The following is a 16,447-nucleotide window of genomic DNA, read 5'->3' on the forward strand; positions in this document are numbered from 1 at the left end:
CGTACCCGCGGGGATGGTCCCTCGCAGCCGAGCTCGCCGGACTTGATGCCGCCCTGCTCCCCGTACCCGCGGGGATGGTCCTTTGGTTTCTTTGGGGTCAATGCCCGGGCGGGCTGCTCCTGTTTACTGGGGGCCTGGGGCGACCTGTGTCATTTCGTGTGGGGTTCTGGGCCGGCCGTCCGTGCTCGGGGGTGGGGTTGCGGACGGCCGGTCGTTGGGGCACCTGTCCTGTCGGGTGCCCTGTTCTGACCGTACGCTGTGGTGGGCAAGAAACGCCTGTAGCAGCGCTGCTGTTCGCGCCGGGGCGGGTGATGTGGCCTGGCATTCGGCCGAGCCGCTACTCCCCGCGCCTGCGATCGCCGACGGGAGAGTCTGTTCCCCGCTGGCGTGGGGATGGTCCCAAGCCGGGGACTTGGCGCGCGTGGGCGTGCCCGTGCTCCCTGCCCCCTGCGGGGATGTTCTTGCCGTGCTCGTGCCTGGACCGACACGGCCGGCTGCTCCCCGTACCCGCGGGGATGGTCCCCTTCCGCCTGCGCCGGATGCGACGTACCAGTACTGGTCCCCGCGTCCGTGGGGATGGTCGGTGTTCCGGTCGCTTCGGTCGCTGTGTGGTGCCAGGTGTGGTGGGTATCGACCGGTGTACTGACCATGCCTGCTCTCCGCGCCCGCGGGGATGATCCCGTCCACGGCGGCGTGATCGACGAGGTGCACGTCTGCTTCCCGCACCCGCGGGGGATGGTCCCTTCGGGGGGTCCGCCGGGATGCTCGCCATCGACTGCTCCCCGCCTGCGCGGGGGTGGTCCCCAGGACGCTGGCGACCTGAGCGCCGCGGCTTTCTGCTCTCCGCGTCTGCGGGGATGGTCCCAAGGACCTGCGCGAGCTGACCGCCCGCGACCGCTGCTCCCTGCGTCCGCGGGGATGGTTCGTTGCACAGGTACTACAGCTCGTCGGCGAAGAGTCGTTCCCCGAATTTGTGGGGATGATCCCATCTCACAGACGTGCCTGGATGACCTGATGCGTTGCTCTTCGCGGCCGCGGGGATGGCCCCAACGCTGCCCAGGTGAAGGAACGCTACGCCGGCTGCATCCCGCACCTGCGGGGATGGTCCCGGCATCCTCCTGGACGGTCTGCACATCGACGCCTACTCCCCGCCTGCGCGGGGATGGTCCCGCGGCGACCGTCGCGTTCAAGGCCGACGCGCCCTGCTCCCCGCGCCTGCGGGGATGGTCCCTTCTCGGAGCTTGCGGTCCGGCGCGGCATGGACTGCTCCCCGCACCCGCAGGGATGGTCCCGCCGCGAAGGCGGTGCCGCGCGGGTCGGCGGTCTGCTCCCCGCATCCGCGGAGATGGTCCCATGGTGGTGGCGGCGAACTGCATCCAGTCGCGCTGCTCCCCGCATCTATCTGCGGGGATGGTCCCCACAGGGCCATGACGGTGTCCGTCAGGCCCTTCTGCTTCCCGCGCCTGCGGGGATGGTCCCGGGACGATCCTCCGCGACGCCCGGAGCTGCTACTGCTCCCCGCACCCGCGGGGATGTTCCCGCGCACATCGTCCTCGACCTGCGCCACCACTTCTGCTTCCCGCCCCCGCTGGGATGGTCCCGAGCAGATCCGGGACGTGAATACGTTGTTCCTCACCTGTTTCCCTGCCTGCGCGGGGATGGTTCCTCGCCGCCGGTCGACGAGCTGGTGCGCCCGGCGGGCCTGCTTCCTGCGTTGGCGGGGTTCGGGGTGGGGGTGTCTGGTTTGCCGGTTTCGGTGAAAGTAGTTCAGATGGTGTTGTGTGTGGGGTAGAACTGCAGGTCACGGAGCCTGCTCCCCGCACCCGCGGGGATGGCCCCGAACCCGCCCAGTGCGAAGCCGCCCCTAAGGGCTGCTCCCCGCACCCGCGGGGATGGCCCCCGCACCCGCAGCGAAAGGCGTTACGGCCGGCGCTGCTCCCCGCACCCGCGGGGATGGTCCCGAGCTGCGCGACGGGTGGCTCGGAACCGTGCACTGCTCCCCGCACCCGCGGGGATGGCCCCCCCGGGCTGGCGACACCGCCGCCCGCGAGGGTCTGCTCCCCGCACCCGCGGGGATGGTCCTGTGCCAGGTCAAGCTCAGCGAGGGCCCGGCCGCTGCTCCCCGCACCCGCGGGGATGGCCCCGCGACGGCGAACCTGCGGTCGCTCGTGAATCCCTGCTCCCCGCACCCGCGGGGATGGTCCGGAGGGGCACATGTCCTACCGCCCCCACCCCACCTGCTCCCCGCACCCGCGGGGATGGTCCCCGTCGGTCCACTGGTCCCGCAGCAGGGAGCACTGCTCCCCGCACCCGTGGGGATGGTCCCATCGTGGTCGTTTCGAGGTGCCAGGGTTCGGCCTGCTCCCCGCTCGCGCGGGGATGGCCCCTGGCCGAGGTCACCCTCGTAGCCGAGACCGAACTGCTTCCCGCGCCTGCGGGGATGGTCCGTATAACGCTCGCGACTGCGAGGTAGCGATCGACTGCTCCCCGCCTGCGCGGGGATGGTCCCGTCCTGCGCTTCAGGGACGGCTCCGATTGCTGCTCCCTGCCATGCGCGGGAGTGGTCTCGAGGCCCGGGTCTGGTTCGAGCTGGCATCGTGCTGCTCCCTGTCTGTGAGTGGAGGGTCCCGCGCGTCGGCGTCGTCGTTCTTCGGGGCGTGGTGGGTGCTGTTGAGCAGGGGCGGCAGGTTTGCCGCACCCGTGTATACGTGAATGTATACTTGGGTTATGTCTGATGCGATGATCAGGGTGCCTGCTGAGGTTCGTGACCGGCTGGCGGTGATTGCCGAGTCCCGCGGGGTGTCGATCCGGTCTCTGGTTCAGGAGTTCGCGGAGTCGACGTTGACGGAGGAGGAGCGTCGTGAGCGGGCGGAGCGGACTCGGGGGTATCTCGCCGAGCATTTCGGTGTCGAGGTGAGTGACGAGGAGAGCGCGGCGATGGGCGCCAGGCTGCGTGAGGCGTTTGCCGGCCGGCGGGGTGCGGCCGCGTGATCCTGCACCATCTGGTTCTCGATGTGACGGCTCTGTCGGCGTTGTCGGGGAACAGGCAGGTGTCCGCGTTGATCCACCGGGCTCATTTCGAGGTGGAGACGCGGCTGTGGGTGCCGGTGCTGTCGGCTCTGGAGGCCGACCGCGAGCATCCCGGGCTGGCGGAGCACCTGGGACAGCTCGACGTCCTCCACACGGTGGACCTGGACTATCCCGCGATGCTGACCGTGGCCCGGCTTCGTGGCGAGGGTGTGGCGCCGGGTATCGGGGCTGCGATCCACGTCGTGCGGCATCTGCCCCAGTGGGGCACGGACGCACTCGTGGCCACCGTCGATCCGAAGGCGTACGAGGGACACGGCGTGGCGTTGTTCGACCTCAACCGCTGAGACCACCAGCCACCTCCAGGCCAGAGTGACGACTGCTCCTGGCCGGCGCAGCGATGCCCCAGACCCCCAACTCCTCCCCGCCTGCGCGGGGATGGTCCCGGGCCGCGACCGAACTTCTTACCGACGGCGCTCTGCTCCCCGCTCGCGCGGGGATGGTCCCAACCCGGCCTGGATCGAAGTCCGCGACATCGGCTGCTCCCCGCACCTGCGGGGATGTTCCCGACTGCCCCCGCGGCGTGCCCAAGCACTCCCTCTGCTCCCCGCACCCGCGAGAATGGTCCGACTGACGGGGGCCGTAACACTTGCCGCTCGTGCTGTTCCCCGCATCCGCGGAGATGGTCCCACGGTGACCATCACGAACGCCTACGGCTGCCTCTACTCCCCGTTCGCGTGGGGATGGTCCCGTCGACCGGAACCGCCGGCGGTTCCTACTGCTCTGTTCCCCGCCTGCGCGGGGATGGTCCCGTCTGGCTGGACGGACCAGCCAAGGAGCCGATCTGCTCCCTGCGTGTGCGGGGATGGTCCCCTGGGTCATGCCTTCCCACGGGGATAGGTGGACTGCTCCCTGTCTGCGCGGGGATGGTCCTCCCTCGGGCAAGAAGGTGACCTCGTCGTAGTACTGCTTCTCGCGCGTGAGGGGATACTCCCGCGCTCGTTGACGCCCAGGCCGTCACCGGGCTCTGTCCTCCGCTCGCGTGGGGGCGGTCGGCGTTCCGGTCGCTTAGGTAGCTTTGGTCGCGGTGCTCCGTGGGGTGTGGTGAGTACCGACGGGTGTACTGACCATGCCTGCGGTGCGCTTACCACCGCGCTTACCATGGCTGCTCCCCGCCTGCGCGGGGATGGTCCCTCGTAGTCCACGCCCTCGCGGAGCCAGATGCCCTGCTCCCCGCACCCGCGGGGATGGTCCTGCCTTCTGGGTGTCCTCGCTCTTCGTACCGAACTGCTTCCCGCGTCCGCGGGATGGCCCCTGGCAGCGCGGTTTTGGTCTGTTCTACGTCAGCTGTTCCCCGCGCCCGTGGGGATGGTCCCAAGGTCCTTCCCGAGGTCAAGGGCAAGCTCTCCTGTTCCCCGCGTGTGTGGGGATGGCTTCGTTCTGACCGGGTCCGGGGCGGCGCTGGTCTGCTCCTCGCCTGCGTGGGGTTGGTACCAGGCAGTCTGGAGAAGGTTCCATCGCCGTCGTCTGTTCCCTCGCTTGCGGCGGGAATGGTCAGAGCACGGCGCTCGGTTATGGCCTGCTGGAGAGGTCCTCCCTGCTCGCGCGGGAATGGTCCCTGGCCGCGCTCCACCCGGACGTGAAGACCACGCTGCTCCCCGCGCACCTGCGGGGATGGTCCCTGCGTCAACCCCGCGCACCTCGAACTCACCGGCTGCTCCCCGCTTGCGCGGGGATGGTCCCGCGACGGACCTGCGCGGCAACGCCAACGCGACGTGTTCCCCGTATCTGCGGGGATGTTCCCGGCATGGATTAGAGCCCGCCCCCGGGTTCGAACTGCTCCCCGCGCTCACGCGGGGATGGTCCCAGCTGCGCCTACAGGAGGTTGATGGCGTCCTACTGCTTCCCGTATCTGTGGGGGAGGTTCCCTCACCGCCGGTCGACAAGCTGGTGCGCCCGGAGGACCTGCTTCCCGCGTTGGCGGGGTTCGGTGTGGGGGAGGGGTGTCTGGTTTGCCGGTTTCGGTGAAAGTGGTTCAGATGGTGTTGTTGGTGGGATAGAACTGCAGGTCACGAAGTCTGCTCCCCGCCTGCGCGGGGATGGTCCCACGACGCCCATCACGGCGAGGCCCGCGAGGACCTGCTCCCCGCCTGCGCGGGGATGGTCCCTCGCCCTCTTCCTCGGACCCGCGCCACGGCATCTGCTCCCCACCTGCGCGGGGATGGTCCCACCCGGAGTGGGCGGCGGAGACCTGGGGGCGGCTGCTCCCCGCCTGCGCGGGGATGGTCCCCAGTCGATCCCGTCGGCCATGTGCCCGACCGTCTGCTCCCCGCCTGCGCGGGGATGGTCCCGTGCGGATCGGCTTGTCCCCGATCCGGACTCCCTGCTCCCCGCCTGCGCGGGGATGGTCCCGAGCCCATCGAGGGGAAGCCCAAGACCACGGTCTGCTCCCCGCCTGCGCGGGGATGGTCCCCGGATGGACGCCGTGGTCACCAAGGCGATCCACTGCTCCCCGCCTGCGCGGGGATGGTCCCTCCGGCGCGGCGCACAACCTCGCCGGGATGAGCTGCTCCCCGCTCGCGCGGGGATGGTCCCAACATCCAGAAGTTCAGCCCCGCCGTGCCTGGCTGCTCCCCGTACCCGCGGGGATGGTCCCCACCACACGTGGCAGGCCGCGGCTCGCAAGTACTGCTCCCCGCGCCCGCGGGGATGGTCCCGCGGAGATCCGCGATCAGTGGACCGACCTGATCTGCTCCCCGCGTCCGCAGGGATGTTCCCTGGCCCGTGGTCTACCTCACCGCCCCGAACACCTGCTCCTCGCACCTGCGGGGATGGTCCCCTGCTCCGGTCCCAGGCTGGCTACCACGAAGGCTGCTCCCCGCACCCGCGGGGATGGTCCCGATGCGACGTCCGCCGCACGGTTGGCCCAGTCCTGCTCCCCGCACCCGCGGGGATGGTCCTGACCGTACCGTCAAGGTGCGTACTGCGCCCTCCTGCTCCCCGTATCCGCGGGGGTGTTCCCTCGAAGAACTCTTGCCGTAGGAACCGGGCGGTCTGCTCCCCGCGTGCGCGGGGATGGCCCCGCTGGGCCACCCTCCTCGACGAGCTCAGCGTTCTGCTCCCTGCACTCGCGGGGGATGGTCCTGCCAAGCGCCGGCGCCATGGCTGCGTCACCGGCTGTTCTCCGCGCCCGCGGGGGGTGGTCCCGGCGTGATCGTCGTCGGCGAATTGGTCGGCGACTGCTCCCTGCGTCTGTGGGGATGGCCCGGCGGTGTCGAGCACCGGCCCGCGCTTGGTTGGCCGCTCCCCGTGCGGAGGGTGTCCGACTTCGTGGGTACGGCTGCTTCCCGGTTGTGCGGGGTTGGTCCCGAGTGCGTGGCGTGTGCGTTCACGCCGGCGGTCTGCTTCCCGGTTGTGCGGGGGTGGTCTGTGTTTCGGTCGCTTCGGTCGCTGTGTGGTGGGGGTGTGTTGGCGATGTCTGCGGTTTGCTTACGGTCGGGCTTGCCACGGCAGTCCTCGTTCAACTGCTTGTCGGCGGTGTGGGTTTTTGTATCGGTGGGGGCGGGTTTGGGTGTGTCTGGATGTGGCCGGGAGCGTCAGGGCTCTGGTGGAGTGTCTGGGGTAGGCGGGGTGTCTGGGGTGTGATTTTGCGGGTGTCTCCGCTTCCTGATGCCGGGTGGCTGGGAGTGTTATCCCGTGGTTGCCCTTTGTCGAGTGCGCATACGCTCTTCGTTGATGAGGGGGGTGGGGGTTGGGATGGGTGACGGGGATGTCGCTGGGGATGTCGCTGAGTACTTCACGTTGGTCTGTGATGACCCGTCCTACACGGTTGTGCTCTTCGGTTGCGGGCCGTGTGAGTTGGATGTGGTGCGGGCTGTGCGTGAGGTGACGGGGCTGAGTCTTTGGCATGGCAGGGTGCTCACGCGGCGGGCTCCGGTCGCTGTTCGTGAGGGCTTGCCTCAGGACATGGCTGATGAGGCGGTCTTGGTGCTCCGGAGTGCCGGCGCGCAGGCAGAAGCAAGGCGGGAGCTGGAGTCCGGGCGTGGTACGGCCCAGTCGCCCTGAGGGCGTGCGGACGTGCCCCACACGAAGAAGCCCCTTGTTGGAAAGCGGCAGGTCGGGGGGCTTTTTGGTCGGCAGGGTACTTCTTGCCCTTGGGCGATGGGTGATGCGGTTTGTGCATAGGGGGTGGGTGGATGGCGTATGCGTTTTCTGTATGCGGGTGGTGCGATCTTTCGGTTTTGGGGCAGTGGTGTGAGAGACAGTCGGGTGTTGGTGTGTTGTTGCTGGTCAGGGGATGTTTTGTGGTGTGGGTTCACTGTCGTGGGAGTGAGAGATCGGGGTGGGCGTGCTGTCCTAGGGGTGTTATCGCATGACGGGTGAGGTTGTCTCAGTTTCGTGAGTTCTGATCCGCCGGCCGGTTGATGGTTGGTGTGCTCGGTGAGTGATTCAGGAGGAGCGGCCAGGGGTCTCTGGCGGGTCGGACAGCGTGCCGGCTGGTGCTTTGCCGGCTGTGTCGGTTCGGGCTTTGCGGGGACTTGCGGTGCGCTGTCTGCTGGCTTTGCGGCGGGAGGGGAAGCTCACTACTGCGAGGGTGCGGTCGGTGGCGGACGTGTTGGGTGTGCGGGAGCGGGCGGTGTGGCGGTGGCTGGCTGCCGCTGAGCGGGACGAGGCTGCGGCCGCGGCGCCGGGGGAGCGGGCCGTGTGGCACGGGCGGTTCACGGTCACGGACGAGGTCCGGGCTCTGCTGGCGTTGTGGAAGGGCAACGTCGCTGCTGTCCACCGTGAGTTGGCCGCTCGCGCGGCCAGGGGTGAGGGGGAGCCGCCGCCGTCGATTCCGACGTTGCATCGGGCGATCGGTCGTGATCTGTCGCCGGGGGAGCGGGCGGGGTTCGCGGGTGGGGAGCGGGCGGCGCGTAAGCATGATGTGTTCCTGGCCCGGCCGCGTCCCTGGCGGAACCAGGTGTGGGAGACCGACCACCTGCAGGCGCCGGTGCTGGTCGACGTCGACGGCAAGCCCCGCAGACCGTGGATCACCTGGTTCACCGACTGCGCCACCAACGCGATCACCGGTGTCGCGGTGACACCGGTGCATCCGTCACGGGAGTCGGTGCTGGCCGGCTTGCGCTCCGCGGTCCTGCGCGAGGACCCCTACGGTCCGTTCGGCGGTCTGCCGGAGAAGGTACGAGTGGACCGCGGCAAGGACTTCCTGTCCAAGACGGTGACCGCGGCGTTCACTGTCTTGGACGTGAGGGTGGAGGATCTGCCCGCTTACACCCCTCACCTCAAGGGCATGGTGGAGGGCCTGAACCGGGCGGTGGAGAGCATGTTCCTGACCGCGCTGCCTGGCTACGTCCGCCAGCCGCGCCCCGGCAAACGGGCTGCCCGCCCGAAGGACGAGGTGCTGCTCAGTTTCGAGGACTTCACCGCCCGGCTGCTGGACTGGACGCTGTGGTGGAACACCGAGCACCGCCCCGCACCCCTGCAAGGCAGGACTCCGCTTGAGGCGTGGCAGGACGATCCCACCCCGCTGCGGGACGTGCTGGCGACGGATCTGTGGACGTTCACTCTGGAGGACGCCGGCACCCGTACGCTGACCACCCGCGGCATCCGCTTCCACAAACGCGACTACGTGGGCCCGTGGATGACCGGCCAGGCGGGAATCCGGGTCCGCGTCCGCTTCATGCCGCACCATGACCACCGTATCGAGGTCTACCACGCCACCACCGGCCGTTATCTCGGTCCCGCGGATCTGGCCGATCAGGCCACCGACGAACAGATCAGCGCCGTACGCAAGGCACGGGCTGCCCGTGCCCGCCGCCTGAAGAAGGACCTCCAGGCCTCCCAGCGCGAGCGCTACGCCGCCGCCACCCAGGCCGAAGCCCCCAAGCGGCTCGGCGCGCTGACCGCCGCCCAGGCCCAGGCCGAACTCGCCGCCGCTGATCACACCGATGTGGCCCGGCTGGCATTGCCGGATCTGATCCCGCCGGCCGCGCCGCCGGCCGGGTGGCGCACTCCTGCTTCCCTGGCCGCGCTGACCGGCCCCGGTCGGCCCGGTTCAGCATCACGCACTCAAAACGGCTCCCCACCCGCTTCAAGCGGCGCCTCTGTCCCAGAAGCCCCTCACGGGCAGACGGCACCTGTCCCCGCCGACGACGCAGACGCCTCGTCCCCTACCTCTACCGACGACGGAGACGCCTCGTCCCCTACCTCTACCGACGACGGAGACGCCTCGTGACCGTGGCCACCTACCAGTACGTCGATCTCCCGGATGCCTGTGTGGTCACCACCCGCGCCCTGCTCACGGCCCGGGAGAACATCACCGACACCGTCGCCGCCCGCGCGATGATGTGCATCCACGGCGACGCCGGCTTCGGCAAGACCCTCGCCGTCAACACGTGCCTGCGTGAACTCGAGCCCGCCGAGGACGTCCGCAAGATCACCTTCCGGGCCCGGCCCACTGCCCGTGCGGTCCGCTATGAACTGTTCACCGCTCTCGATCTCGCCGGCGAGCCACCGCGCCATCCCAGTGAGTTCGACCGCCTGCTGAAAACCGCCCTGGCCGAACGCCCCCGTACCTTCCTCGTCGACGAGGCCCAATGGCTCAACCCGGAGGCGTGTGGATGAGCCGGTTGTTTCGCTGGTGGGGGTTGCTGTTCGGCTGGTTGGTCGTTGGGTTCGTTGGTGGCGTGGTGGTTGTTCAGGTGCTGCCTTCAGCTTGATGGCCGGCGGGGTGTTGTGGTGGGTGCGGGGAAGCGGGGTGGTCTGCGGCTGGTCGAGGGCGGGCCGGCTGGTCCTGACGCCGGGGTGGATCCGTGGGTGTTTCAAGCCGGGTGTGTTCAGGCGTTCGCGAGGACGTGGGTGGTGCGTGGGTTCGCCCCGACGACGGTCCGCGGCTACAGCTCGCTCCTGAACCGGGTGCTGGGGCGTTTTGACTGTCCGGTGTGGGCGGTGGACGCCGATGACGTGGATGAAATGCTGCACGCCCTGGCTGTGGCCGGCTTGGCTCCGGGGACGCGTCGGCAGTACCTGCAGATGCTGCGTGCCTTCCACGCCTTTGTCGCCGAGCGGTACGGGGCCCAGGTCCGTTCGGTGTTCGGTGTGCCGATGGGTGACGGCGGGCTCGACCGGTTCAATCGTGTGCGGCACGCCGGTGATGACTCGCCCACGGGGGCGCCTCCTGGCCGGGAGCGGTTGCAGGCGTTCTTCTCTTTCGTCCGGTCCCAGGTCGCGGTCGGGGCGGACTACCGGGTCATGGCTCGGGACTACGCGTTGCTGCGCACGCCATATCACTCAGCGGTCCGGGTGAATGAGCTGGTGTGCCTGGACCAGCAGGATGTCCATCTGCACCTGGGGCCGTCGGGGAAGCTGCACGTGCGGTTCGGGAAAGCGGCGAACACCTCGGGGCCGCGCCCGCGGTGGGCTCCGATGCTGGAGGGCCTGGATCGGATCCTGGCCTGGTACCTGCAGGACGTCCGGCCACTGTTCCCTGCGACCGCGCCGCTGTTCTGCGACGAGGACGGTCAGGCGCTGAAGGCGGACACCGTCCGGGATCGTCTGGCCCGTCTTCTCGACCTTGAGGGTGCGGGCGGGGGTGAGCGGTTCACGCCTCATGCGCTGCGCCGTGCATGCGCGACGCACCACTACGAGCGGGGCATGGACCTGCTCGCGGTCCAGCAGCTCCTCGGCCACCGCCATATCGCCTCGACGATGGCGTACGTGAAGCCGTCGCAGAAGTTCATCGAGGACGCCTGGCGGCGTGCCACCGACTTGGCTGTTCGCACGCTGGCAGGCTGACCATGGGAGGCGAGTGCATGACTGCGTCAGGACCTGTGGTCCCGGAGCCTGCGGTGTGGGGGGTCGAGTGGCGGCTGCGGATGGCCGCGGCGGAGCGTGGCGTGTGGACGGGGACTCAGCTTCGCCGGCTTCTGGCCGAAAGGGCGGGTCTGGACCTTTCGCCGGCCTCGGTGTCCGCTCTGTTCACGAAACAGCCGTCCCAGGTGAAGCTGTCCACCCTGGCTGCCCTGTGCACAGCCCTCGACTGCGCTCCTGGAGATCTGCTCGTCCTGCGCTCTGCAGGACCGGCCGCGGTCTCGGCGCCGCCCGGGCCGACGGACTCGCGACATGCCCCCGCTCCACCGCAGCGGCTCCTTGCGACACGGTCACTGCCTCCGCTGTAACCAGCGGAAACCACCGTCCACCCCTCGCATTCTTCGGCGGATCTCATCGCATGGCCGCTTCCGTTCCCGATGCCGTTCAGGGCCGCTGCTCGGCCTGTACGAAGCTGCGCTGGCTACGCCCCGGCACCGGCCTGTGCGCCTGGTGTTCGCGTACGTGCCCGGGCTGTGGCGGTGGCAGACGTTCGGCGGATTTGGTGTGTTCCGCGTGCCGGCGCCGTGCAGCGGGCCGGCCGGCGCTCGGCCCGTGTCAGCGCTGCGGCCGGCGCCGGATCCTCGACGCCGCTGCCCAGTGGTGCCGGCCGTGCCACGATCCGGCAAGCGCCGAGCCGCTCGCCGCCTGCGTGGGATGCGGCACCCTGTCCCAGTGGGCGCGAGGCCTGTGCAAACGCTGTTACGAGTACTCACCCCGCACCGTGAAGACCCGCGCCGCCGGCTGGGCCGGCCGCATGCCGCGCACCCCTTGGTGGTGGGATGCCTTTGCCGCGCATCTGGCAACACACCGCCACCCCTTCCACGCCGCCGATGTCCTCACCCGTATCGCCCGTCTCGTCATCGACACCGGCTCCACCGCCCCGCACACACTGCTCGCCGACGCGCACCGGACCAGCCCCCGGCTCAGCCCGCCGCTCGCCGACTTCTTCCACACCCACCGCCTCCTCGACACCCCCACCGACACCAAGGACACGCAAGCCGCAGCTCGCCGCGAGCGCCGGATCCAGGCCGTCCCGGCCCCGCTGCGCCCTGCCGCACGCGCCTTCGCGGAAGCGCTGGTGGCCCAGCGCCAGAATGCTGAGCGCCTGGGGCTGCGACCGAATCAGCTCAAGACCATCGAGATCCGCCTCGACACCGTCCGGGATCTGGCTCTCCACATCCACGCCCAGGGGCGCCCCGCCTGGGCGAGCGTGACCGCCGGCGACCTGGAGACGTTCCTGGCCCGCAATCCGCCTCGCAGGGCCTCCTGGCTCGCAGGACTGCGGCAGTTCTTCTCCCACGCCCACCACACCGGCCTGGTGCTCCACAACCCTGCCGCCGCCCTCCACGTCTCACAGCCCCGCGGTTTCCGGGGTACCACCCTCACCCTCGATGAGCAGCGCGCCCTCTACCGCCGCTGGAACACCCACACCGACACCCTCCCGCACGAGGCATTCATCGGGCTCGCCGCGCTGCTCCACGCCGCCACCACAACCGAACTCCGCCATCTCACCCTCGACCACATCAGCACCCGCTCCCAGGCCGTACGTTTCCCCGGACGCAGCATCGACATCACTCTCGACACCGCCACGTGGACAGCCCTGGAACGCTGCCTCGCCCACCGCACCACCCTGCACACGGCCAACCCGCACGTTCTGGTCACCCGGCTCACCAGAACCACCACCCGTCCCGCCAGCCCGGCGCACATCCGCGACAGCCTCACCCCGGTCGGCTTCCTCCCGCGCATCCTGCGGTCCACACGGCTGCTCACCCTTGCTGACGAACTCGACATCAAGCAGCTCACCGTGGCGCTGGGCATGTCCTGTGCCGGAACCGCCCACTACCGGTAGAGCTCTGAGCAGCCAGCACACCCCGAGCCGCCCATGGGTCCGGCCGTACCTCAGAGTGCCACCCCGCACAGTCCTGCTCCTGCCGTGTCGCGGGGGCCGACGGGGGAGAGGTGGTGGGTGGTTTGTCACCTTCGGTGAAAGTGGTTCAGGAAGTGCTAGCTGTCGGGTACAACTGCAGGCCAGGAAGTCTGCTCCCCGCACCTGCGGGGATGGTCCCGACGATGACGTCGACACGACGGGCGGCAGCAGCTGCTCCCCGCACCTGCGGGGATGGTCCCATCGTGGGCGAGACCGCCGCAGGAGGGTTCGGCCTGCTCCCCGCACCTGCGGGGATGGTCCCCGGGCCTCTCCGGCCCCCTCGCCCGCGGCTCCCTGCTCCCCGCACCTGCGGGGATGGTCCCGAGAGACGTTGTCGTTCTGCCCTCCGCACTTACGGTGAGTTCCGCTGCGTGCTCCCGGGCAGAGTCTGCAATCCCCTCAGAGCTCAGGTGCAGCCGCGCTGCCGCCTGCTGCTCCCGGGCGGTCTCCGCGAAAGCCGTTCGACGGGAAAGTGGGCAGGAGGGCCTCTGCACGACACGGGTCATTGAGGTCTTTTGCCGGGCTCTCCGCTACCCCTAACTCCTTGCCTCCCGACCCGAAGCTGACTGCCGGCTACGCGATGTCAGTACGTTGAGAATGTGGCCGACAACGAGGCAGACCGTAACCCGTTTCATAAAGAATGTCCTGAATGTCGAGAGAATACGTGGATAGATCCCTATCCACCAGAGCGTGGTCGCGGGCGGCCACGGCTCTACTGCTCGGAGGCCTGCCAGCGAAGAGCGAGACGGAAGTTCACGGCCCCGTACCAGCCTGGCGAAGATCGCCCCTGCGCCCATTGCGGTGAGAACTTCGCTCCCCGAGCCGCGACCGGCCGGCCGCCGCTGTACTGCTCTCCCAGCTGCAGACAAGGCGCCAACCAGCAACGCAAGTACGACGACTACCGCGCGTGGTCTCAGGTCGCAGCCGTCACTGCTCGCCTAGCTGACCTTCGCGACGACATCCACTCAAGGAGGACCCGAGGATCCGTCAAGGAGTTCCAGGATCTTGAGGCCGAGCTCAAGTCCCTGCTCACAGTGGTGCAGTACAGGCTCCACGCCGCATCCCTGGAGGGGCCGCCCAATAACCGCAGTTTCGTCAATGACGAAACTGCGGCGCAAAATTGTGACCCCCCTCCGGCGGCCGGAACATCTTTGTAGCTCGCCCCGCGAGTTCTGAGTCCGACACCACTCCTTAAGGAGAGGTGCGGGCTCTTTCGCTTGTCCGGAGCCCTGCACCCCGCCCTCAGGAGTGCAGGGCTCCTGGCACTCCTGCCTGGGGCTCACAGCAGAGCCTGCTCGCCCCCACCTGGACAGTGCGGCGAGCAGGCCCGAGCCGAAGGGCACAAGGATGAACACCTGGCACCTCGACCTAGACGTCATTGTCTTGCTCCTGGTCGGCCTCCTGGCTGCATACGCGGCCCACCAGTGGAAGGAACTGGCGACACCCATCACCGTGGGCGTCATCGTCGTGACCCTCCTCGTCCTCCTGGTCCAAGGACAGGGCACCCCCGAACAGCGAGGCGAGCAGCCAGCCACCTGTACGCCGCAATCAGCTCCCGCCTGCAACAACGGCAGGTCGAACTGAACTACGGAAGCCTTGAGCGGGGCCCTGCCGACCCGGGTATCGGCAGCGCCTTGCCGACAGTGGGTTTTACGGCCGTAAAACCCACTGTGTGGTGAGTGGGGGTTGGGCGTGGTGAGAACCGCCCTGAGAGGCTTCAGGCTGTTTTCCCAGGTGGATGGATGAGTTGAGAGGTGAGAAGCGGGCTTACCACGGGGCCGCGGCCACACGGCCGGGGTGGCTGGGGCCTGGCCTTGGTGGCATGCCTCTGGGGCGTGGTCGGGCGTTGAGCCGGTCATAGAGTCTCTTGCGATGACCGCCGGTGATCCACGCCGATGTCCTCGACGGCGAGTTCGTGTCCGTGCTGAGCCAGGAGTCGCTCCACTTCATCTCCACCATTCCGGATGAAGACCGTCCGTGAGGAAGGCGCCCTGCGCCCCGCCGACCACGTGACCCAGGCCGTACTCGGCGCGCAGGCCTCGGCGACGGCCGCTGCACCCGAAAGAACCTGCTGCTCACCCGCCCCCACTCGAACTGCACCCCGCTCCTGCGGGGTGTTCGGATCTCGGTCGCTTCGGTCGCTGTGTTGTTCGGGGTGTGGTGAGTTGCTGGTGTACCGACGCATGCCTGGGTGTGCTTACCACCGCGCTCACCCTGGCTGCTCCCCATACATACGGGGATGGCCCCGGTCCGCGTCGGATTCAGACGCGATGAGGCACTGCTCCCCACCACCGGTTACCGCCTCGCCTGCTCCCCGCGCCCGCGGTGTGTTCAAGCCCTTGGTCGCTCCAGCCGCCGGCTGTCTCTTCTCTCCTCGTCGGGGGCTTTGAGTCGGCAGGTAGTTAAGGGGTGGCGCCCTCTGCTTTTCGTGCCTGCGGGGGTGATGCGTTTTCTGCATACGGGGTGATGTATGGAGTATGCGTTTTCTGCATGCGGGGTGGGGCTCAGGTCCGTGCCCTTGGGCTTGCCGTGTCGGGGGCCCGGTGGGGGAGCCGCAGGCTCTCGTTTCTCCCGCTCCCGTCAGCTTCCCTGCTGCTCCGTGGTCTGCGGGCCGGCGTTGTCTGATCGGCAGGCGCGGTGGTGCGAGGGTGTTCTCCTCGGTGTGCCTGGCGTCCCTGTTGTCTGATGTTTCTGATCCTCTGCAGAGCCTGTGGGGCCTGGTGCCGGAAGGGCCGTTTTCTCGTGTGCCGGGGGTGTGGTGAGCGGGGGCCTGAGAGCCTCTCAGACTGTTTTCCCAGGTGGATGGGTGGGCTGAGAGCTGTGAGGGTGGATTCACCATGGCTTTTGTACAGGGGGCAGCTGTGATGTCGAGGGGGCGGATCATCCCTGGTCCGACGGCGGGTCGTGTGACGTGCGGATGCCCGACCGGCACTGCTCCTTGTTGCTATGCCTCTGCTCTTGCGGAGTGTGGGCGGGTTCGGTGTCTGTGGCGACCGTGATCTTGCGTTGGGTCCGGTGGTGTGGGTGGGTCTGGAGTCTCTCCTTGGGCCCGGTGGGTGTGGGGGAGGGGGTTCGTGATGCTTCGTCTTATGTGTTTTCTGCATGGGGCGTTGTCTTGGTGTCAGGAGGTGTTCCCTATCGGTGTTTTGCGTTTTCGTCATATCTGTTCAGTTTTCGGGTAGTTGCTGATCTCTGCTGCGGTGTGCGTTTTCTGTATGTCCCGTTCGGCGCCGCGGCCGGCCCTGCAGGGGTTGTATGCGCCACGCAGATGATCGTAGAGAGGTCTAGACAACTAATTTTCGAGATAGACCCCCTTGCATCACGTAGAGTGACACCTCGTCGTCCTGGCCGACTCCGGAACACCACCCCATCCGCGCACCGTGACCGCTCCACGCGCACAGCAGGAAGCCGGCACACCTCTGCCGGCCCCGCAGGGGCCCACCACACCCCACCACCGACAACCTCATCAACCACCAAGCAAACCAACCAACTTATCAGCACCACACCCCGCCGCAGGCGGGTGCCCAACCACAAACAATCCCCACCCCACACCCGCACCCCTCAACCCAACCCGCACCACCCCGCGGTCACCGCAGGTGACTGCCCCTCAGGCAGCCAGCC

Annotated in this window: 9 protein-coding genes and 1 CRISPR repeat array; all 9 genes read left to right on the top strand. The window is 68.6% G+C overall.

Features of this window, described 5'->3' with window-relative positions; all coding sequences use genetic code 11:
- Window positions 1–1,810 precede the first annotated feature (1,810 nt).
- Window positions 1,811–2,505: direct repeats of the CRISPR family, unit length 25 nt; unit sequence CTGCTCCCCGCACCCGCGGGGATGG.
- Window positions 2,506–2,727: 222 nt separating this feature from the next.
- The 9 genes from SVTN_RS39310 to SVTN_RS39345 all read left to right on the top strand — a co-directional run bounded on the left by SVTN_RS39310 (window position 2,728) and on the right by SVTN_RS39345 (window position 14,410).
- Complete coding sequence (locus tag SVTN_RS39310; protein ID WP_041133321.1) at window positions 2,728–2,991, top strand: hypothetical protein; 264 nt, start codon at window positions 2,728–2,730, stop codon at window positions 2,989–2,991.
- Window positions 2,988–3,374, top strand: a complete 387-nt coding sequence (locus SVTN_RS39315; protein ID WP_041133322.1) for a PIN domain-containing protein — start codon at window positions 2,988–2,990, stop codon at window positions 3,372–3,374. Before SVTN_RS39310 ends, SVTN_RS39315 begins: the two co-directional genes overlap by 4 nt.
- 3,409 nt (window positions 3,375–6,783) lie before the next feature.
- Complete coding sequence (locus tag SVTN_RS39320) at window positions 6,784–7,092, top strand: ribosomal protein L7/L12 (RefSeq protein ID WP_041133323.1); 309 nt, start codon at window positions 6,784–6,786, stop codon at window positions 7,090–7,092.
- A 478-nt stretch (window positions 7,093–7,570) separates the two neighbouring features.
- Complete coding sequence (locus SVTN_RS39325) at window positions 7,571–9,265, top strand: Mu transposase C-terminal domain-containing protein (protein ID WP_425429038.1); 1,695 nt, start codon at window positions 7,571–7,573, stop codon at window positions 9,263–9,265.
- The gene (locus SVTN_RS39330; protein ID WP_245727839.1) at window positions 9,262–9,654 is read left to right on the top strand and encodes an AAA family ATPase; all 393 of its coding nucleotides are present in this window, start codon (window positions 9,262–9,264) and stop codon (window positions 9,652–9,654) included. Before SVTN_RS39325 ends, SVTN_RS39330 begins: the two co-directional genes overlap by 4 nt.
- Before the next feature lie 237 nt (window positions 9,655–9,891).
- On the top strand, window positions 9,892–10,824 hold the full coding sequence (locus tag SVTN_RS39335; protein WP_245727840.1) for a tyrosine-type recombinase/integrase: 933 nt from the start codon (window positions 9,892–9,894) through the stop codon (window positions 10,822–10,824).
- 80 nt (window positions 10,825–10,904) lie between these two features.
- Complete coding sequence (locus SVTN_RS42890; protein ID WP_245727997.1) at window positions 10,905–11,207, top strand: helix-turn-helix domain-containing protein; 303 nt, start codon at window positions 10,905–10,907, stop codon at window positions 11,205–11,207.
- Window positions 11,208–11,620: 413 nt separating this feature from the next.
- On the top strand, window positions 11,621–12,748 hold the full coding sequence (locus SVTN_RS39340; RefSeq protein ID WP_052499583.1) for a site-specific integrase: 1,128 nt from the start codon (window positions 11,621–11,623) through the stop codon (window positions 12,746–12,748).
- 1,461 nt (window positions 12,749–14,209) lie between these two features.
- Window positions 14,210–14,410, top strand: coding sequence for a hypothetical protein (locus SVTN_RS39345; RefSeq protein ID WP_159026573.1), 201 nt, complete (start codon window positions 14,210–14,212; stop codon window positions 14,408–14,410).
- Window positions 14,411–16,447: the final 2,037 nt, after the last annotated feature.

The organism is Streptomyces vietnamensis (genome assembly GCF_000830005.1).
Taxonomy (GTDB): Bacteria; Actinomycetota; Actinomycetes; order Streptomycetales; family Streptomycetaceae; genus Streptomyces; species Streptomyces vietnamensis.

Excerpts from the sequence above, each read along its gene's own strand:
- SVTN_RS39310 (WP_041133321.1), top strand. The coding sequence starts at position 2,728 with ATGTCTGATGCGATGATCAGGGTGCCTGCTGAGGTTCGTGACCGGCTG.
- SVTN_RS42890 (WP_245727997.1), top strand. The coding sequence starts at position 10,905 with ATGGCCGCGGCGGAGCGTGGCGTGTGGACGGGGACTCAGCTTCGCCGG.
- SVTN_RS39320 (WP_041133323.1), top strand. The coding sequence starts at position 6,784 with ATGGGTGACGGGGATGTCGCTGGGGATGTCGCTGAGTACTTCACGTTG.